Source organism: Paenibacillus sp. EKM211P (assembly GCF_011066175.1).
Classification (GTDB): Bacteria; Bacillota; Bacilli; order Paenibacillales; family Paenibacillaceae; genus Paenibacillus; species Paenibacillus polymyxa.
Genome location: NZ_JAAMNS010000001.1, coordinates 383,272 through 402,300 on the forward strand (window position 1 = coordinate 383,272; position 19,029 = coordinate 402,300).

Genomic DNA, 19,029 nt, shown 5'->3' on the forward strand with positions numbered 1-19,029 from the left:
GACCACAGGCTCATAAGGAAGTGAGCTGCCGGGATGGGGTGTAGGTTATGGAAGTGAAACAACAGCTTTTGCATGAAGCGGAGCAGTTTATATATACATGTTATGAGGAGCTGGGTCGAAGCCGCGATGATGCGGAAGCCCGGCTTCTTCATATTCGTCACGACATAGAGACTACTGGAACATACGATCATACTTACGAAGAGCTGGAACACGGGGCACTTATGGCTTGGCGGAATAGCAATCGTTGTATCGGTCGATTGTTTTGGGACAAGCTATTGGTCAGGGATGCACGTGGAGCGTCAGATGCGACGCAAGTAGTTCACGAGCTACTGGAGCATATCCGTATAGGAACGAACGGCGGTAAAATTAAGCCAACGCTTACTGTATTTCGCGCCTCCCAGCCGGGACAGCCGAATATTCGTATTTGGAACCATCAACTCATTCGTTACGCTGGATATGAAACGGCTCAAGGGGTCATCGGGGATCCAATCTCGGTGGATTTCACCAATGCTTGTAGGGATATGGGGTGGCAAGGAGCGATGACTGCTTTTGATGTATTGCCGCTGGTTGTGGAAGCGGGGGGTCAGCCTCCCGAGCTCTTTGATATTCCTGAACATTTGGTGATGGAGGTGCCTATTGAGCATCCAGAACTCTCTTGTATAGCCACTCTTGGATTGCGCTGGTATGCTGTGCCTATGATTTCGGATATGACACTGGAGATTGGCGGTATCATCTATACAGCAGCTCCGTTTAACGGCTGGTATATGGGGACAGAAATCGGTGCCCGTAATTTTGCGGATACCTTCCGTTATAATATGTTGCCACAGGTGGCCAAACTGATGGGGCTGGATACGACGAGTGAAACAACGCTTTGGCGTGATCGGGCGCTAGTGGAGTTGAACATTGCTGTGCTGCATTCTTTTAAAAAAGCGGGGGTCAGCATTGTTGACCATCATACCGCAGCGGCCCAATTTAAGTTGTTTGAGGAACGGGAAGCCAAGGCTGGCCGCGCACTGACAGGTAATTGGACGTGGTTGATTCCACCATTATCCCCAGCAACCACACATATTTTTCATAGTTCTTACGATAATCGGCTTGTGAAGCCGAATTTTGGAGTTCAGGAAAAGCCGCAAGGTTGTCCTTTTCATTCTGGTTAACCTAACGGGAGACTAATTGCTGGATCAGGAATCCGGTTTATCCCCGACAACGATCAATAGGGTCGCGATCGGCCCTATAAGTAGTGAGAGCGCAAACCAGTTAAGTCTGCTCCGATTTTTGGACTGTGCCAAGCCGGCATTAATAAGGGCAAGTGTTCCCCAGCCTAAATAATAATCTTCTGGCATGGTATTCTCCTTTGTAAAAAGGTATAATATCGTACTGTGTATTGTATGAGTACATTTATAATTTCATAAGTTATATCGTAAATATAACTTTATATATCTTGGTTTGAGGAGCGAAGCTAAGTTGGAGAGAAATCAGGCAGAGCGCATTGTCGCTGAGCTTTTGGAACGGGCTGCTATAGGCGTAACAGTGAAGCTGGAGAAACGTTTTCCTGGTGGACGGCTGATTGGGGGCAAATATGCTATGCATGCTCACGCCATTACCATGTATACGGATGTTATTGAAACACAATGTTTACAGATGTTCGGCAGCGCGGATCGAGTTGAGGAGTATTTTACGGTTGTGCTTGCGCATGAGATCGGGCACGCCGCCGATACTGAATTAGAGGGTCTCTCCGATGCGATGGAGCAAGAGAACATGATCGGGACCCGGCAACGGCTTGCGCTGCAAATTGAGGAAAACGCATGGAACTATGCGCTTAGACTGGTGCCTGAAATAGAAGCATCGTTTATTTCTGCCGTAATAGACGAGTCCCTGCTTGCCTATCGAGTCCCGATTATGGAGCGGTCTGACATTGCGTAATAATGAATGATTCCAGAGCCGACAGGCTCTTTTTTTATTATTTTTAACAAACGAGGTGAACGGATAGATTCAAAGGAGCAGCTTTTTAAGCTGTGAGACGCGACCTTGAGACAATTCCAGCATTTCGGCTAATTCTTTTTGAGAGACATTAGGGTATTCCTCCATGAGCTGCTTAAGTTTATTCAGGAGCTCATTCTGATTTCTGTAGCTCCTTCTTTTCTTCGGCTGGACAGGACGTGCTTCACTCAAATGACTGGAGGGATTATCGCTCTTCAGGTTCTCAATACAACTCTTGCATATCAGATGATCTCTGAAATAGCTTAAATGATCAACGGCACCACAAAAATAACAAGAAACCCCCGTATACTTGCGAATCATCAGTCCCTCTGGTGTAATAAAAAAATCGAGAGCATCTCCAATATTAATATTCATAGAGGTGCGCAGTTCTTTGGGTAGCACAATGCGTCCCAAATGGTCTAGTGGTCGTGTCATTCCTGTATTCTTCATCATTTTTCCCCTTTCTTGGAATGCGCTTATGGTTGCTGGAATTGTATGTTATGTATGCTGGAAGTACAAAGCGCTTATATTACAGTTTGTTTTGGTATAGCTATCCTAAAAAAAGCTCCGGCATGACGAACAATTACGTCTGCCGGAGCTTGGTGCAGCCAATGAATCTAAGATGTCATGTCGAATTACTGTGGGTTGGTTGTCCAAATGCCGGCTACTTTTAATTGAACCCGTGGCGGCAGCTTCAATGCAGCTAATGTCAGATCGGCCAAATCCTGCGGCTGAAGCATGCGGTCCTCGTCACCAATATTCAATCCCGCATTTACCGCCAATTCTGTATTGACCGTGCTTGGAGTCAGCGCGGTTACCCGAATATTGGATTTGCGAACTTCCTGCATCAGTGCTTCCGTGAAGCCCATCAAAGCAAATTTGGATGCGCAATATGCCGAGCCTGTTGCAAAACCTCGTTCCCCTGCTGTGGAGGAAATGTTAATAATATTTCCGCTCTGTTGCGCCAGCATGCTTGGAAGAGCGGCGTGTGTAACATAATAGGTTCCCATCAGGTTTACGCGAATAATACGTTCCCACTCTTCGGGGTCCATATCTGCGACTGTGCCGAAGGTGGCGATGCCTGCATTGTTGATCAAAATATCGACGGCACCCAGCTCATGCTCCAGTGAAGCTACAGCAGCAGCGGCCTGTGTACGATCCGATATATCTGCAACAGCACTCACCACTTTCACACCGTATGTACTCCCCAGTGAATCCTGCAGCTTTTGTAGGTCGGTCAATGTGCGTGAGATTAACCCCAGATTAACGCCTTCCTTGGCCAAGGTCTCGGCAATTGCCTTACCAATTCCTTTGCTGGCTCCTGTAATAATGGCTGTTTTGTTTTTAAGTTCCATCCAGTCTCCTCCTTATCACTATATAACGTGGTTGTGCATCTGAGCACATGGTTACATTATACTAGGTTAAACCCCTTGAACCAAACTTCGCCTGATGAGACATTATGTAGTAGCCTCCTATTTGGAAATATCAATATCCCCTGAAGTGGTTTCGACCTTGATCACGCTCGCGGCGCCGGGAACAGATTCGGGAGTGTTTATGCTTCCAGAGTCAGAGTGGACATTATAGACACCTTTAAAATCGAGAGCCTGCTTAATATTTACATCACCGGAATCAGAATTCACTTCCAAGTTGGATACGGTGCGTTGCGTAATATTAGATTCCCCTGAGGTTAGGGATAGAAGGCCGTTACCGCTATAATCGCGGATGGTGACATCTCCTGAAGTAAGCTTTAGCTCCATATCTGCTGTAAGCTGATTGGCTATAAAGTTACCGGATGTTAGATTTGCGATCAGGTGGGTACTTCGGAGGTTTGTAATCTCGGCAGTGCCTGAGGTAGCAGTAATAGAAGTATTCTCCACGGAGGCATCTTGAAGTTTTACATTTCCTGAATGTGTATCTACCTGCAGATCAGCTAGTGTTTCCCCAGCAGGCATCTCTACAGTAATCGTTTGATCCAAATCAGGGGTAAACGAAAGGAATGACAAGGAAGGGGCCGGCTTCGATTGAATGGTAAGCTTACCGTTCTCAATTCGGGCATTATGAATCTGGTCGGCTACTTTTGTCTGAACTTCTCCGCTGATGCGTATCGTACCTTGGTCGCCAGAGCCAGGAGTGAACAAAATAGAAACATCATCAGAACTGTCCACTTTCAGGTTTTGAAGCTGACCACGTGTGAATGTCCATTTTTTATTTATAGCTGTTGTTTCTTTCATTACTTGTTGATTCCATGGAGCACCGTAGACCACCATTCCGGCTACACCGATGACAATGCACAATCCAGCTGCAATAAACCACATTTTATTCATGTTGTTAGTAAGCTCCCCTCAGGGTAGTCTGATTCCATTTCCAGTATCGCACTGTGCCCTTTACCATAAGGAGTAGGAGATAACGTACCCCAGGCAGCAGCAATAGCCCCATACCTGTTAACGTGATGGAGAAGAAGAATTTGGTCGGGTAAAAGGTGCTGTTGAGCGCATAATCAGTGACGGCGAGTAGAGGGGCTGCAACGAAACTGACCGCCACTGCGGTTAATGAAGCCCATACCGCCCATAGGGTAGCTAGAATCGGGATGGAGATCAACAAGTTGAGAAACAGCAGCCCTAAGAAAGTAAAAAGATTGCGTGCGAAGCTTCCTTGGCGAAGTGGAGGGGAAGCGTTCCAGCCTACATTGGGAACATCCAATGCTTCTCGGGCAATATCCTCTGGGTTCCCCAACTCATGGGCAATTTCAGTTTCGCTTTTTCCATTGGCCAAGCCGTAGTCAAAATGCTGGCTCAAATCACTAAGCAACTCATGGCGTACCTCTGCAGGGAGAGGAGATAGGCGCTGCTCCACCTCTGTAAGAAACTGTTTTCTATTCATCAGGATCTCCTTCCTTCAGTAGGCTTGCGACATGATGGACAAAATCATTCCATTCCCGTGTAAGTAATCTTGTATAATGGCTGCCGGTATCGGTCAGCCGGTAATATTTACGGGGCGGGCCCTCGGTCGATTCCTGTAAATACGTCGTGCAGTATCCCTCGGATACCAGACGGCGAAGCAGTGGATATAGGGCTCCCTCTGCTACTTCGATATGACGGGAGACGGCTTGAGCCAATTCGTAGCCATAGCGGTCTCTACGTCCAATTAGAACTAGAACGCATAGTTCCAGTACCCCTTTTTTGAATTGGATGTTCACATTCACGAGCGATGCTCCCTTCCTGATGTAATCATAATTCATAGGTGTCGTTCGGAATAAGGGGAAGAAACGTGTGTTTGTGCATAATTTGTCACGGGTACTAATTATAAATCAGTAGTCAGGTATAATTTAACATCATGTACTGATTAATGCAAGGTACTAAATTTTTAATAATAAAATCTTCGGGTCAAAATGGGCCGGTTTTCTTTCTTGAAGGCTTACACGAATAGCAAATCTTGTAGAATAAAGTAGTTTTATTTGGAAATTCCTCGATTTCTGGCTGGAAACACCCACAGAATGTTACTTTAATTTCATTCATTAAAATGATAGATTGTAAAGTGTTCAATAGAGCTAAAGATTACCTATTATAAAGAGGTGGATAAAGGATGGACTGGAAGCACTGGTATAGGGAATTGGAACAGGATGATGAGACTTGGGATGTGTCGGAGGAGGTTGTACTGCGTGGTGTGGTACATCTTGATTTTTGCGGGCATCCGTCGGAGGTAGAAGTCGAATTTATCGTGGGAGCCGACTCTGAAGAACAGGCACAGGCTATAGAAGAACCTACGGAACCTCAGAGAAAGACATGGGAGAAGTATATGGCATGTTCGTCAGCGATCCATCCTCAAGTATTGGAGTCCATATACCATCATTATGTAGACATCGTGGAAAAGTATCGGAAGGCATACAGCTTATGGGGAGAGGACCCTAATGAATATGCGCCTTATGTGGAGCGACCAGAGCAATTGCTGGATCGAATGCAGCTTATATCTATACTGATTTCCGACTCATCGGAAAAGGATGAACTATATTTGAATTTTAATTGTTCCTGGGATCGAGAGCATGGCTTAGGCGTACATCTGAAGCAGCTAAAAATCGAGCATATTCAAGGTTTATATACATTATATGACTTGGAATAAATAACTCCCTTCCGGTCTCTAATAGAAAGACCGAAAAGGGAATAGGATATGATGGATATAACAACGTGATTGGATACGATAAAAATATTAGTTGGATACAGACAGCACGGCTCGGGCTGCTTGAGCCGCCTGTACCATTTGCCGCAACGCGGCGACAGATTCCTCCTTGGTGCGGGTTTTCAGCCCACAGTCTGGATTAACCCAGAACAAATCTGCTGGCAGTACGCGCAAGGCACGCTGAATCATGCTTAGCATTTCTGATTCATCAGGAATGCGCGGGCTGTGGATATCGTACACGCCCAGACCGATGCCTTTGTCGTACACCTGATCCTCAAAGCTAACAATCAGTTCACCATGACTACGAGAGGTTTCAATAGAAATCACGTCGGCATCCATGTCTGAAATGGACTGGATCATATCTTGGAATTCGGAATAGCACATGTGTGTATGGATTTGGGTCGCAGGTTCAACAGTGGCCGTGGTCACAAGGAAGGCTTGAACCGCCCAATCCAGATAGGCCTGCTGTTGTTCTTTTTTCAACGGGAGCCCTTCGCGAATTGCGGGTTCATCCACCTGAATCATGCTAATACCCGCTTGTTCGAGTGCCTCTACCTCTGCCCGTAATGCCAGAGCTAATTGCAAAGCAACTTGCCTGCGTGGAATATCATTGCGTTCAAAGGACCAGTTCAAAATGGTCACAGGGCCTGTAAGCATTCCTTTAACTGGTTTGGAGGTTAACGATTGGGCAAATGCCGCCTCTTCCACAGTCATTGGTTGATCGAACGACACATCTCCGTAAATAATCGGCGGTTTAACACAGCGGGAACCGTAGGATTGCACCCATCCGTTTTGTGTAAAAGCAAAGCCTTTCAGCTTTTCGCCAAAAAACTCCACCATGTCGGTCCGTTCAAACTCCCCATGTACAAGCACATCTATGCCAATGTCCTCTTGAATATCAATCCATTCCTTGATCTGCTGCTGGATGAATGTCCGATATTGCTCGGCAGACCATTCTCCTTTGCGATAGTGCAGACGGGCCTTGCGAACCTCAGCAGTTTGCGGGAAGCTGCCGATGGTCGTCGTAGGCAGTGGGGGCAACTTCAGCCTATTTTGCTGAATTATACGGCGCTCGGCGAAAGGAACGCTGCGTGATAGTGGCTCCTTTGCCAACAGGTTGGCCAAATCGGCAGCTGTCTGTACCCTTGCCGCTGAGCTGTTGAAGCGGGCTACCGCTTCCGCACTTTGCTCAAGCTTGGCAAGTGCGGATGGATCATGCTTACCAAGTGCAGCCGTCAAGACTGCGATTTCATCCAGCTTTTCATCGGCAAAGGCTAGGGCATGCACCAGCTCTCGGTCCAGCTTGTGCTCTGCTTCCAGACTGACCGGCACATGCAGCAGACTGCACGATGGCTGCACGATAAGCTGTTCTGCATTGATTTGTTCTGCTAACTGGCCCAACAGCGCAGCCATGGCATTCAGGTCGCTGCGCCATATATTGCGCCCATCAATGACACCAGCACCCAGCGTTTTCCCTTTGGGGAAGCCATGTCGCGATATATGCTGGAGATTTTCGCCATCATCATAGACAAAATCAAGACCCAGTCCCTGGACTGGAAGTTCAGTCAGACGCTCATAATGATCTAGGCTACCAAAGTAGGTTTGCAGCATGATGTTTAAGGAGGGAGCAGCTTGGGTCAAAGCTTCATAGACCTCCTGAATAATATCCAGATCCTCTACTGGGAATGAGGTGGTCAGGACAGGTTCATCGATTTGGACCCATTGTACGCCTTCTGCTGCTAGTTCGGACAGGACTCGGGCGTATAAAGGCAGGAAGGTTCGTATAATAGAGGCCAGATCCTTACGATCATAGCCTTTGGATAAAACAACAAATGAGTAGGGACCGATGAGAACCGGTTTACCGTCAATACCTAGCTCCTGCTTTGCTTCACGATAAGCGAGTAAGGGCTTATTTTCAGTGAGCACTGGAGCCGCATTTTCCAATTCGGGAACGATGTAGTGGTAATTGGTATTCATCCATTTGGTCATTTCGCTGGCGGTAGCTCCCTTCTGCCCACGTGCCATCCCGAAATACACAGACAGAGGAACCGGACCTGTAGGACGATAGTTGAACCGTTCGGGTACGAGACCGAACATCACAGATGTATCCAGCACATGATCGTAATAGGAAAAGTCTCCGACAGGAATGCGATCAATCCCTTTGTCACGTTGCTTGCTCAGATGCTCCAGACGCAATCTTTTCATCTCACTATGCAGTTCACTTTCGTTAATACTACCCTGCCAGAAGCGCTCCAGTGCTTTCTTCCATTCCCGGTTCCCGCCGATACGCGGATATCCCAGATTACTGCTAGTCAAACCGGACAATGTAGATCGTTCGTTAATGGACATGTAGGTTTCCTCCTAAGTGGTAGCCAGTTTATTTTTACGTACCAAAAAAGGCATTCTGTCCCCAAGGCTAAAAATAAGTAGGGGAAAGAATGCCTCCGCGATTAAAATTCAAAAATACGGCGACTGCTCTTAACACCTCCCTATCTTCCGTAGGTACTGCGATGTTGTTAAAATAGGCAGGTCTCCTGACTTACGGATCATGACGTTCAGCATCCCTTCCCGGTCTGTGGACCAGTGGGTGTATGAGCAGCTGAACATTCCCCGTTTACAGTGGCGGGACCGTCCCGGATTTGCACCGGCTTCCCTTTTAAGTCTGATCTGAATAGAACAGACACCTATTTCCAAACTATGCGATTAAGGTATGACGAATAATTATGCACTCGTATACTTGTTCACCATCATAAGTGAAACTCACAGGATGTGCAATAGAAACAGTAATAGAAACTGGGGTGCAATCTGTTAGTTATATGCAAAAAAGACAAGCCCAACCCATCGTGGGGAACTTGTCTTTGGTATAGCATCTTGCTAAGTAGAACATCGCCTTTAAGCTAATGAAACGGTGTAACCTGCTTGAGTACTGGCTTTCACATCTACCAGGCGCTGATTACGGCTGCCCCGAAAGGGGAGGGTCAGATCTTTTTGCTGTTCAACAAAACGGCCATCTACAATCACGTCACACAATAGCGCCAGCTCCTGTCGCTCCTGATCCATGAGCAGATCTTCGTAAACAAAGCCTGTGTAGGCCCAGACGGTTCGGTCGGGACAAGCCGCACGGAAGTCACGTACAAATTGCGAGCATTCTGCTGCTGAGAAAAAAGGGTCTCCCCCGCAGAGAGTCAATCCGTCCAACAGCGGATTATCCATGATATCACGGATGACCTCCTGTTGACGCTCGGGCGTGAATGGCTCCCCTGCGCGAAAGTTCCACGAAGCTGGATTAAAGCAGCCGGGACAGGCATGGCGGCAACCGCTAATGAATACGACGGTGCGCAGGCCGTATCCTTCATTCAGAGATTCCGGAATATAGCCGCACAAATTCACTTATGCTTCACCCGGTCGCGAACTTCGGCTTGCTTGGCAGCATTAAAACGAACGGTATAATCACCTGTCAGATATCCGGTTACCCGACGTAAACGCTGAAAGTGCGTGTGTTCCTCATCCGTGCCGCATTGAGGACAGCTTGTCCCGATAATCCCTTCATAGCCGCATTCCGTACAACGATCCACCGGATGGTTGATGGAGAAGTAGCCAATGTTCTGATGCAGCGCGTATTGAACAATTTTAAGAAACGCCTCCGGGTTATTCCGCGCATTACCGTCCAGCTCGATGTATGAAATTGCACCCGCATTACATAGATTATGGAACGGAGCCTCCAAGCTGATTTTACGAGCAGCCGGGAGCTTGTAATACACCGGAATATGAAAGGAATTCGTGTAATATTCCCGGTCATTTACTTCAGGAATAACTCCGAAGTCACGTTGATCCAGCAATGTGAACTTGCCCGACAGCCCTTCGGCAGGTGTCGCGAACAGTGTAATATTTAGATTGTGATGTTCACTCATTCGATCACAATACACGCGCATGGAGGTGATGATTCGCTGTGCTTCACGGTATACAAAATCATCCTCTCCGTGGTGTTTTCCGTATAATGCTTTCATACACTCAGCCAGCCCGATAAATCCGATCGAAAGCGTACCGTGCTTTAGGACGCTTCCCACCTTCTCATCAGGTGCCAGTTCTTTTCCGCCTTCCCATACCCCTTCGCGCATCATAAAGTCCGAGGCTTTGGCTGGCTGGCTGGTCTGGATATGATAGCGATGGATTAGACCGTCTACTGCAATTCGCATAACCTCTTCCAGTCTCGCGTCAAAGCGGTCACGGTCAGGTGTCAGACGCTTGCCTGTGCAAATACCATATTCAATCCCGAGCCGTACCAGATTAATAGTATTAAATGAGAGATTACCCTTGCCGCTCTGGCGGTTTCTGCCGAAACGGTCAGAAATGGTACGGGTACGGCAGCCCATCGTGGCAATGATGGTATCCGGGTCATCTGCGCGGTAATAAGGCAGATTGAAGGTAGCATCCACATTCACAAAGTTGGGATACATCCGCTTGCTGGAGCATTCTACCGCTTTTATGAACAAATCGTAGTTGATATCGCCCTCTGCCTGGTTGACTCCTTTTTTACATTGGAAAATATGTTGTGGGAAAATAGGAGTTTCCCCGCTGCCCAGTCCACGAATCGTGGCTTCCAGCAACGATTGCGAAACAAGCCGACCTTCAGCAGACGTACACATCCCGTAATTCAGTGAAGTGAATGGAATTTGCCCCCCTGCCCGACTGCTCATCGTGTTCAGGTTATGAATGAGCGATTCCGCCGCCTGCCGGGTTTCTGTCTTTGTCTCTTCGCGTGCGAATGAGTATGAACGAGGGCAGACCTCTTGCAAGTGAGTATTGGCTAAATGCAGCTCGTCGTCAGACCAACGGGAGTCTAGCTCTTCCTCGAACAGCCGGAGTCCTTTGCGCAGATGCTTGCGGAAGGAACGAGCAACGTATGGAGCAAGATCCCAATCTATTTTATTGGCAGAGACACCACCAAATTGGCTATTTTGTTGAGACTGGAATATGATGGCGACCAGTGCCATAGCAGACATAATTGTTTGCGGTGTGCGTACAGAGCCATTGCCTGTATTGAAACCGTCTTGTAGCAAACGACCAAATGGGATAAAGATACAATTTGTAGTTCCGAGCGCATATTGGTCCAAATCGTGAACATATACATATCCATGGTCAATCGCGTCTGTTAATTCAGGCGGAAGCACACGCAGGCGCGCATACCATTTGGCATATTCCGAGCCAAGCTTGCTCATTTTGCCGCTGAACGATTCTCCATTTAAATTTGCATTCTCCCGCAGCATGTCCAGATCTTGTGCCCCAATGACTCGCTCACCGATGTCGTATAATTGATGTTCCTCCAGCACCTTCATCGTAAAACCCTCCATATAGTAAAAAATATATATTTTTCACAAAAACAACATATTGATGATATCTAGTGATAACCAATTGTTTCGATCTATATATTGTATATACGTAGACATTGAGAGTATGTGACTATTGTCACATTGATAGAGGCGAGAAGCAGGAAAAGGCCAGGTATAGAATAAGGGACACATCCACAGATATGCACCTTACTCTACACCTGGCCATTGTAGTTACAGTGAAATAAGTAGGTTTTCGAGTACATCGTATATGATATTGGGAAAAAAATTTTTAGAAGGTTTAGAGCAGCTTTTTCAGTTGGGACACACGGCCTTGGGAAATATCGAGCATTTCTGCATACACTTTTTGTGGCAGGTTCGGATGCTCCTGAATCAGCTTGCGGAGCTTTTTTACCATTTCACCTTGTTGCACTCTGGAATGCTTGGGCTGCCAGGTAGTGTTGGCTTGGTTCGATTTGGTATGTTCTTGAGCCTGGATGGCATCATTGCTTGTGGCATGTACATGTTCATCGTTCTTTAATAACTGGATGCAATCAGCGCAAATAAAGCTGTCCCGAAAATAAGTTAAATGATCCACTGCGCCGCAAAATTTGCAGGAGACACCCGTGTATTTCCTTAATACAAATCCTTCTTCATCTACGAAGAATTCAAGCGAATCACCGATATTGATATCCATAGTGGTGCGCATTTCCTTAGGGAGTACAATTCGCCCCAGCTGATCCAGAGGCCGTGTCATTCCGGTATTTTTCATCAGCGCTTCCTCCTTCAATGATATATCCTGATTATACCAAAAAATATCATTTTTAGCTTTATATAAGAAAAAGAAATTGTAACTTTTTTTCTCGTATGCCGCGGTTTGTATTTCATCCAATTTAGGATGTTTTCGGTATTGTTGCTGGTGTACTCCTTTTTCGTTATGATATATTAAAGCGCTTTCGTGCATAACTTTTTATCATCTTAATGAAGCTAAGGAGATGACGGATTTGAGTCATGAAACAACGGGTATCGAATATTTATTTCAAGATCCGAAGATTCAACTAGATGAGCGTGTACGGGATCTCGTGTCGCGACTAACCTTAGAGGAAAAGATCGAATCTATGCTGCAATACCAGCCGGCCATTGACCGTTTGGGAGTTGCAGCTTACAAGCACGGTACGGAAGCAGCACACGGGATAGCCTGGTTGGGGGAGGCCACTTCATTTCCTCAGCCTGTGGGTTTGGCCTGTACTTGGGATACGGAGTTAATGCGTCAGATCGGCTCTGTTATTGCAGATGAGGCGCGTGTCTACTATCGTCGTGATCCAAAATTGAACGGTCTTACCCTGTGGGCGCCTACAGTGGATATGGAGCGTGACCCAAGATGGGGAAGGAATGAGGAGGCCTACGGCGAAGACCCGTATTTGACGGGAGAATTGTCGAAGGAGTTAGTCAAAGGGATACAGGGTGATCATCCGGTATATTTGAAAGCGGTTGCGACGTTAAAACATTTTCTAGGTAACAATAATGAAGTGGACCGGGGTATTGGCTCCTCCAGCATAGACCCACGAAACCTGCGAGAATATTATCTAAGAGCATTTGAGAAGCCTTTTACGGAGGGCGGAGCCCAGTCGATGATGACTTCTTACAACTTGATTAACGGAACGCCTGCTACGTTATACCATGGTGTTAACGATATTGTCAGAGGCGAATGGGGAATGGACGGCTTTGTCGTAAGTGATGCGGGTGATGTGATGGGGATTGTAAACGACCATCAATATTACGATTCCCATACGCCGGGCGTGGCTGAATCTATTCGCGCTGGAATTGACAGCATTACCGATGATGCAGAGCTCTCCAAGCAGGCGATTCGAGAAGCTTTGGAGCAGGGCTCGCTACAAGAAGAGGACTTGGATCGGGCATTGTTCCATACGTTCCGTGTTCGTTTTCGTTTGGGGGAATTTGATCCGGCGGCAGACAATCCCTATGCCTCCATCGGGGAGGAGGCTTTAATGACAGAGCAAGCCCATGCATTGTCGTTGCGTGCGGCGAGGGAGCAGATCGTACTGCTCAAAAATGAGCAGGAACTTTTGCCATTGAACCCTGCCCAGTGTGGCAAAGTAGCGGTCATTGGTTTGCATGGCAATGAGGTGTTCCGCGACTGGTATTCCGGTACGCTACCTTACCGGGTTACACCGCTGGAGGCGATTCGTGCCAAGCTGGAAAGCGGGGGCGCGGAGGAACGTGTCGTGTACTCCAATGCCAAAGATCGTGTGACCTTGACGGCATCGACTGATGGCGCGAAGCTCATAGTTAATTCTTCTGGCGATATGCGCTTGTCCCAGGATGGAGAGCCAACGGTATTGACCATGACAGATTGGGGCTATGGCAGCGTGACGCTGCATGATGAACATCTGGGTACCTATGTGACGAGCGATGAGGAGACGCTTCGCGTGACAGCTGCTGAAGCGTATGGCTGGTATGTTAAAGAGGTCTTTGGACTGACTCCTGTAGAACAAGGAGAGCATCTGTGGACCACGTGGAATGGTAAGCCAGTGATCGCAGGAACGGAAGGCTCCTTAAAGGTGATGGAATCCGCAACTCCTGCATCTAATGTCACAGACTCCGACCGTACGACTTTCCGTATTGAGACGGTATCGGATGGCTTGGCGGAGGCGATAGCCGCTGCGCAAGCGGCAGATACAGCGATTGTATTCGTTGGAAATCACCCGCTCATTAACGGAAAGGAAGAGAATGATCGCCCAGGCCTGGAACTTGCTGCTTCCCAGCAACGACTTATCGAGGAAGTATATCGCGTCAATCCGAATACGATTGTGGTTCTGACGGGCAGCTATCCATTTGCGATTCCTTGGCTTCAAGAGCATATTCCAGCGATCGTATATACGTCTCATGCGGGACAAGAGCATGGTACAGCCATAGCGGATGTATTGTTTGGAGATTACGCACCCGCAGGGCGTCTGAACATGACCTGGGTTCAGAATGAGGATCAATTGGGTGATATCAGGGATTATGATATTATTCGTGGCGGTCGTACCTATCAATATTTTGAAGGTGAACCGTTATATCCATTTGGACACGGGCTAACGTATTCGCCATTTGAATATAGTGATCTGCATACAGACGCCCATAAGGATAACGTTAAATCTATGGCTACACTTGACGCCGCAGATACTATCCAGGTGTGGGTAGATGTGACGAATCGGGGGGAGGCTGCTGGCGAAGAGGTTGTACAACTGTATGTACGCTCTGAAGCCTCGCGCGTAAAGCGCCCGTTGAAGACACTGTGTGGATTTCAACGCATTCGCTTGGAGTCAGGTGAGACGCGAACGGTCTCTTTTACGGTTCGGGTAAAGGATTGGGCGATTTGGGATGTCACACGGGATTGTTATTGCGTTGAATCGGGTGAATATACACTGCTGGCAGGTGCCTCCTCAGCAGATATTCGATTGGAGCATCCTGTGTACGTTCGAGGTGAAGTTATTCCACCACGGCAAGCTGGACCAAGGATACGAGCTGAAAACTTTGATGATTGCTTCGACATCCTGCTGGATGAAAGCAAGGAGCAAAGGGAGGCCTGTGTACGTCCCCGTTCAGCGCAACGTTCTGGTTGGATTGCTTTTCATGGCGTAGACATGAATACGGTGAGTGTAGCCGAGTTTCAGTGCCGCGTGTCAGGCAACAGCAGTGATGCAGCCATTGAACTGCATTTGGATGGGCCAGACAGCCAAGCTGTGGCACGCATCAATGTGGGCAATACAGGAGGGGCACAAGCATGGGTGACACTCTCGGAAAAGGTACAGTCAACCTCCGGCATCCGGGATGTTTATCTGTCACTTAGTGGAGAAGTACGACTAGGTCATTTTACTTTGGGCGCTAGGGATCCAGAGGGTTCCGGCTTTCAGGCTTGAACTTACATCTGACATCACGTACAATGCATTCAACGAAGTTTCTACAGCTTAGGGGTGTCATCTCATTTGAATAGTGAAAAAAGACTACGCACCGCAACGCCCAAATGGCTTGGAATTGCGGTAAAGGCGCTTGTCTATTTGGAAAAACACGGGGAGCTTTGTGCCAGTGGCTCTATTGCCCGCTCCATTGATTGCGAAGTCACTTTGGTGCGCAGAGTGCTGACACGGCTTGTGCAGGCTGATTTGATTGCAGCACGTGAAGGGCGCGAGGGAGGTTATGTGCTTACCCGTTCGGCGGATCATATTACACTTGCTGATATATACCACGCCATTGAAATATGTGATCCCATTTTCCCGGGGATGATGCATGAACCGGAGACGAACCCTTTTTGCGGGGAGTTGGCGATCGCCGTATCTGAGATTTTAGCTGAGAGTGAACGTCGTATGCTGGAAGTATGGGAATCTCATACGCTTGCTTCGCTCGCCAAGCGTACATCACTTGTGGTGGGGAATTGCAATCATACTGAAGATAAGGATGCCAAGTCACCTTCCCCAAGGGATTAACATCTTTTGATTTAAAAGGATAATAGCCGATACGATCCTCAAGAGAGGGTTGTATCGGCTATTTCTGTGTAAAGGTCATGCCTCAAATTATATTTCATAGGAGCAAACCCGATTACGTCCTGCTTTTTTAGCTTCATATAGTGCTTTATCCGCCTGTTCCAGCAGGGCTGCTCCGGATATATCTTCTCCTGTACCAGGGAAGGTGGTCACGCCGATGGACACGGTAACTTTAAGAATAAGTCCGTCCGCTAAAACAAACTCATACTGATTTACTCCGCTAAGAATCTGATTAGCTATGCGTAGTGCTTGCCGAAAAGCACAATTCGGCAAGAGTACGGTGAATTCTTCTCCCCCGCTGCGAGTGACTACATCATTAGTACGGCACTTTTCCATTAAAATCTGTCCAAGCTGACGCAGCACTGCATCGCCTGCGGCATGTCCGTAGGTATCGTTGACTTCCTTGAAGTGATCAATATCCAACACCAGTACAGATAAGTGCTCATGACGTTGACGAGCTTGAGGGAGCTGTTCTTCCAATGAGAACTCAAGCTGTCTTCTATTGCTTAAATTAGTGAGATGGTCTGTGTAGGAGGTATGCTCCAGTCGAAGTAACAGCTCATTGGATGTGTTGATAGATTCAGCAATGAGGTACAGAAGACATCCGCCGACCATGGAAATGAAGAATTGGAGCGGATACACGTGCAGAACATCATCGAGATTTTTCAAATTTATCATAAGGGGACAGAATATAATGCCCAAAGCAAAAACATTCATCATAATCAGCTTGGGTAAACGCGACCAGGACAAATGTGACAGTACAGCACACCCCAGACCAGCGAGCAGTATAAAAATGGCGCCTACGATGGCTTGAGTGTTGATACCAAACAGCAATAGTCTGCCTAAACATATAAAAAGCGTTGCCATAAGCGCAGCTGGGGCGCCGATATAAGTTGCGGTAGCTACGATAGCCAGATGTCGAAGATCAGCGATGGTATTAAATCCTACTGGAATGGAGTAGTACATGATAACAATGCCATAGCACCCAAAAAGAGCGCCACCAATCCAATGTACCTTATGCGTTAAGGTGTGTAGACGGATTTTATACCTTTGTGAAACAAGACCGGTTATGTACAAAAAGGTGACAAGGATACAGGTATTTACAAAAAACGTACTAAACAAGATGTTAACCCTCCCGAGAGGCATATTCCTTCATTTTATCAAAAAGAACTGACATTAGGCTTAAAAAATTAAAAATTTATTCAAATTTATTACGCTGGGTTTGCTTAAAACGTTTCGATCGAGTGCTTGGTGCATAACTGGGAACAGATTGAGCATACTCCAAAGATACATTAATTAGGAAATAGGTAGTGTACTGTTGCCATTTGGAGAGGAGGTTTGCTCATGATTCGCTATCCCTATCGCAAACATAATAGAAAATCGGGTGTGGATAAGAAGAATGGAAATTCTCCGCGCTATTTAAAAATCGAGGCTTGTTTGGAAACCAACTTGCAGCAAGTTAAGGAGTTGACGTCAGATAGCCCAGACTTTCTGATTCGCCGCTTTAAAGTGGGCCTTAGGGCGGATGTCCCCGCCGCTATTGTGTTTCTAGATAGTATGGCCAAAACGGATACGGTGAATGAACTCATCATGAAATCCATGCTTAGCCGCCCATCTGCTGAGGTAGCTGTGGAGGTGGAGAGCGCAGAGGCGCTGTACACAAAAATACAGAGTCACGCGCTTGCACTTGGAGAAGTGAAGGACTGTGATGATTGGAATTCCATGATGAAGCAATTGTTAATGGGGGACACAATCATCTTATTGGAAGGCTGCGAAAAAGCCATTGCGTGCGGTACACGTGGGGGAGAGACACGCGCTGTCAGCGAGCCAACAACCCAGACAGTCGTCAGAGGACCAAAAGATGGATTTGTGGAATCTCTGTTCACGAATATTTCTCTGGTTCGGCGACGGATTAAAAGCTCTGATCTTACACTGGAAATGTTTCAAGTGGGAAGCACGTCTCTCACGAATGTGGCCATGCTATACATGAAGAATATTGCGAATCCACGTGTCGTAGAGGAGGTTCGTAAACGGATAGAAAGCATCAACATTGACGCTATATTTGAGTCCGGCATGGTTGAGGAGATGATACAAGAAAATCATTTCACACCCTTCCCAACGATCTTTAACACGGAAAGACCTGATACCATCAGCAGCAATATTATGGAGGGCCGAGTGGCGCTCATTATAGACGGAAATCCGTTTGTATTGGTGATGCCCACAGTGTTTGCTCAATTTTTCCAGAACTCTTCGGATTATGAAGAGCGTTACGATATGGCGACTGTTGTTCGGCTCATTAGATATATCAGCTTCATTATTCTTATTCTAGGGCCTTCTCTCTACATTGCTTTAACAACATATCATTATGAAATGATACCGACTCCATTGCTGATTAGCATATTAGCTCAGCGGGAATCCGTTCCTTTTCCGGCATTTCTAGAGGCGTTAATTCTGGAGATCACCTTTGAGATTTTGCGTGAGGCAGGTATCCGAATGCCGCGTGCGGGTGGCCAAACGGTATCCGTTATAGGAGCGCTTGTGCTGGGTCAAGCGGCTGTGGAAGCCGGAATTGTCACCCCGCTGCTCACGATTGTAGTAGCCCTGACGGGGATAGCCAGTTTCGCAATCCCAGCCTACAACATGGCAGTAGCCGGGAGACTGTGCCGATTTATTTTCATGATCCTGTCTGCGTTCATGGGCCTATACGGCATTACATTGGGGCTGATTGCGCTAATTGCTCATATGAACAGTCTGAGTTCCTTCGGGGTGCCCTACATGGCGCCTTTTAGTCCTTTTGTGCTGGAGAGTCAAAAGGATGCCGTATTGCGACTCCCATTCTGGATGATGAAGAAACGTCCTAAAAGCATTACGTCTAAGAACCAGAAACGAATGAAGGATGGAAGCGGAAATTCCCCTTCGGATAAAACCACGCCGATGCAGGAGGGGGGCAATCAGGGTGTATCAGGGGAAGAGGAATGAACAAAGTGCTGTAACCTTTAAGG

Annotated in this window: 17 protein-coding genes and 1 riboswitch; of the genes, 6 read left to right on the top strand and 11 right to left on the bottom strand. The window is 47.2% G+C overall.

Features of this window, described 5'->3' with window-relative positions:
- Nucleotides 1-47 precede the first annotated feature (47 nt).
- On the top strand, nt 48-1,157 hold the full coding sequence (locus G9G57_RS01760; protein ID WP_164964403.1) for a nitric oxide synthase oxygenase: 1,110 nt from the start codon (nt 48-50) through the stop codon (nt 1,155-1,157).
- A 24-nt stretch (nt 1,158-1,181) separates the two neighbouring features.
- Here the strand turns inward: G9G57_RS01760 and G9G57_RS01765 are convergent, their stop codons facing one another.
- Nucleotides 1,182-1,343, bottom strand: a complete 162-nt coding sequence (locus G9G57_RS01765; protein WP_017428612.1) for a hypothetical protein — start codon at nt 1,341-1,343, stop codon at nt 1,182-1,184.
- A 121-nt stretch (nt 1,344-1,464) separates the two neighbouring features.
- Here G9G57_RS01765 and G9G57_RS01770 point away from each other — a divergent pair, with 121 nt between their 5' ends.
- Nucleotides 1,465-1,923: a hypothetical protein gene (locus G9G57_RS01770; protein ID WP_017428611.1), complete on the top strand. Its 459-nt coding sequence runs from the start codon at nt 1,465-1,467 to the stop codon at nt 1,921-1,923.
- A gap of 69 nt (nt 1,924-1,992) precedes the next feature.
- Here the strand turns inward: G9G57_RS01770 and G9G57_RS01775 are convergent, their stop codons facing one another.
- The 5 genes from G9G57_RS01775 to G9G57_RS01795 form a co-directional block, all read right to left on the bottom strand.
- Nucleotides 1,993-2,430 carry an AbrB/MazE/SpoVT family DNA-binding domain-containing protein gene (locus G9G57_RS01775; protein WP_013373561.1) on the bottom strand — a complete coding sequence of 146 codons (438 nt, stop codon included), beginning with the start codon at nt 2,428-2,430 and terminating at the stop codon, nt 1,993-1,995.
- 185 nt (nt 2,431-2,615) lie between these two features.
- The gene (locus G9G57_RS01780; RefSeq protein ID WP_016822765.1) at nt 2,616-3,335 is read right to left on the bottom strand and encodes a 3-ketoacyl-ACP reductase; all 720 of its coding nucleotides are present in this window, start codon (nt 3,333-3,335) and stop codon (nt 2,616-2,618) included.
- A gap of 117 nt (nt 3,336-3,452) precedes the next feature.
- Nucleotides 3,453-4,304 carry a DUF4097 family beta strand repeat-containing protein gene (locus tag G9G57_RS01785; protein WP_017428576.1) on the bottom strand — a complete coding sequence of 284 codons (852 nt, stop codon included), beginning with the start codon at nt 4,302-4,304 and terminating at the stop codon, nt 3,453-3,455.
- Between the two features lie 4 nt (nt 4,305-4,308).
- The gene (locus tag G9G57_RS01790) at nt 4,309-4,860 is read right to left on the bottom strand and encodes a DUF1700 domain-containing protein (RefSeq protein ID WP_017428577.1); all 552 of its coding nucleotides are present in this window, start codon (nt 4,858-4,860) and stop codon (nt 4,309-4,311) included.
- A complete protein-coding gene (locus G9G57_RS01795; protein WP_016822768.1) occupies nt 4,853-5,182 on the bottom strand; it encodes a PadR family transcriptional regulator in 330 nt (109 codons plus the stop codon). The genes G9G57_RS01790 and G9G57_RS01795 overlap by 8 nt, the downstream gene beginning before the upstream one ends.
- 380 nt (nt 5,183-5,562) lie before the next feature.
- Between G9G57_RS01795 and G9G57_RS01800 the strand changes: the two genes are divergently transcribed.
- The gene (locus G9G57_RS01800) at nt 5,563-6,096 is read left to right on the top strand and encodes a DUF6985 domain-containing protein (RefSeq protein ID WP_016822769.1); all 534 of its coding nucleotides are present in this window, start codon (nt 5,563-5,565) and stop codon (nt 6,094-6,096) included.
- Between the two features lie 87 nt (nt 6,097-6,183).
- Here G9G57_RS01800 and metE read toward each other — a convergent pair whose 3' ends face one another.
- The 4 genes from metE to G9G57_RS01820 form a co-directional block, all read right to left on the bottom strand.
- Entirely contained in the window at nt 6,184-8,502 is a 2,319-nt protein-coding gene (metE, locus tag G9G57_RS01805) for a 5-methyltetrahydropteroyltriglutamate--homocysteine S-methyltransferase (RefSeq protein WP_017428578.1), read from the bottom strand.
- A 158-nt stretch (nt 8,503-8,660) separates the two neighbouring features.
- Nucleotides 8,661-8,856, bottom strand: a riboswitch (cobalamin riboswitch).
- 189 nt (nt 8,857-9,045) lie between these two features.
- Complete coding sequence (gene nrdG, locus G9G57_RS01810; RefSeq protein WP_016822771.1) at nt 9,046-9,543, bottom strand: anaerobic ribonucleoside-triphosphate reductase activating protein; 498 nt, start codon at nt 9,541-9,543, stop codon at nt 9,046-9,048.
- Entirely contained in the window at nt 9,540-11,489 is a 1,950-nt protein-coding gene (locus G9G57_RS01815) for an anaerobic ribonucleoside triphosphate reductase (protein WP_040102654.1), read from the bottom strand. The genes nrdG and G9G57_RS01815 overlap by 4 nt, the downstream gene beginning before the upstream one ends.
- Nucleotides 11,490-11,781: 292 nt before the next feature.
- Nucleotides 11,782-12,252: an AbrB/MazE/SpoVT family DNA-binding domain-containing protein gene (locus tag G9G57_RS01820; RefSeq protein WP_017428580.1), complete on the bottom strand. Its 471-nt coding sequence runs from the start codon at nt 12,250-12,252 to the stop codon at nt 11,782-11,784.
- A gap of 232 nt (nt 12,253-12,484) precedes the next feature.
- Between G9G57_RS01820 and G9G57_RS01825 the strand changes: the two genes are divergently transcribed.
- Both G9G57_RS01825 and G9G57_RS01830 read left to right on the top strand, forming a co-directional pair.
- Complete coding sequence (locus tag G9G57_RS01825) at nt 12,485-15,406, top strand: glycoside hydrolase family 3 protein (RefSeq protein WP_164964404.1); 2,922 nt, start codon at nt 12,485-12,487, stop codon at nt 15,404-15,406.
- Nucleotides 15,407-15,472: 66 nt separating this feature from the next.
- Complete coding sequence (locus tag G9G57_RS01830; RefSeq protein ID WP_016822775.1) at nt 15,473-15,970, top strand: Rrf2 family transcriptional regulator; 498 nt, start codon at nt 15,473-15,475, stop codon at nt 15,968-15,970.
- Nucleotides 15,971-16,057: 87 nt separating this feature from the next.
- Here G9G57_RS01830 and G9G57_RS01835 read toward each other — a convergent pair whose 3' ends face one another.
- Entirely contained in the window at nt 16,058-17,149 is a 1,092-nt protein-coding gene (locus G9G57_RS01835) for a diguanylate cyclase (RefSeq protein ID WP_164964405.1), read from the bottom strand.
- 222 nt (nt 17,150-17,371) lie between these two features.
- Here G9G57_RS01835 and G9G57_RS01840 point away from each other — a divergent pair, with 222 nt between their 5' ends.
- A complete protein-coding gene (locus tag G9G57_RS01840; RefSeq protein WP_016822777.1) occupies nt 17,372-19,006 on the top strand; it encodes a spore germination protein in 1,635 nt (544 codons plus the stop codon).
- Nucleotides 19,007-19,029 lie beyond the last annotated feature (23 nt).

Excerpts from the sequence above, each read along its gene's own strand:
- G9G57_RS01760 (WP_164964403.1), top strand. The coding sequence starts at position 48 with ATGGAAGTGAAACAACAGCTTTTGCATGAAGCGGAGCAGTTTATATAT.
- G9G57_RS01765 (WP_017428612.1), bottom strand. The coding sequence starts at position 1,343 with ATGCCAGAAGATTATTATTTAGGCTGGGGAACACTTGCCCTTATTAAT.
- G9G57_RS01775 (WP_013373561.1), bottom strand. The coding sequence starts at position 2,430 with ATGAAGAATACAGGAATGACACGACCACTAGACCATTTGGGACGCATT.
- G9G57_RS01780 (WP_016822765.1), bottom strand. The coding sequence starts at position 3,335 with ATGGAACTTAAAAACAAAACAGCCATTATTACAGGAGCCAGCAAAGGA.
- G9G57_RS01785 (WP_017428576.1), bottom strand. The coding sequence starts at position 4,304 with ATGAATAAAATGTGGTTTATTGCAGCTGGATTGTGCATTGTCATCGGT.
- G9G57_RS01790 (WP_017428577.1), bottom strand. The coding sequence starts at position 4,860 with ATGAATAGAAAACAGTTTCTTACAGAGGTGGAGCAGCGCCTATCTCCT.
- G9G57_RS01800 (WP_016822769.1), top strand. The coding sequence starts at position 5,563 with ATGGACTGGAAGCACTGGTATAGGGAATTGGAACAGGATGATGAGACT.
- metE (WP_017428578.1), bottom strand. The coding sequence starts at position 8,502 with ATGTCCATTAACGAACGATCTACATTGTCCGGTTTGACTAGCAGTAAT.
- G9G57_RS01815 (WP_040102654.1), bottom strand. The coding sequence starts at position 11,489 with ATGAAGGTGCTGGAGGAACATCAATTATACGACATCGGTGAGCGAGTC.
- G9G57_RS01820 (WP_017428580.1), bottom strand. The coding sequence starts at position 12,252 with ATGAAAAATACCGGAATGACACGGCCTCTGGATCAGCTGGGGCGAATT.
- G9G57_RS01840 (WP_016822777.1), top strand. The coding sequence starts at position 17,372 with ATGATTCGCTATCCCTATCGCAAACATAATAGAAAATCGGGTGTGGAT.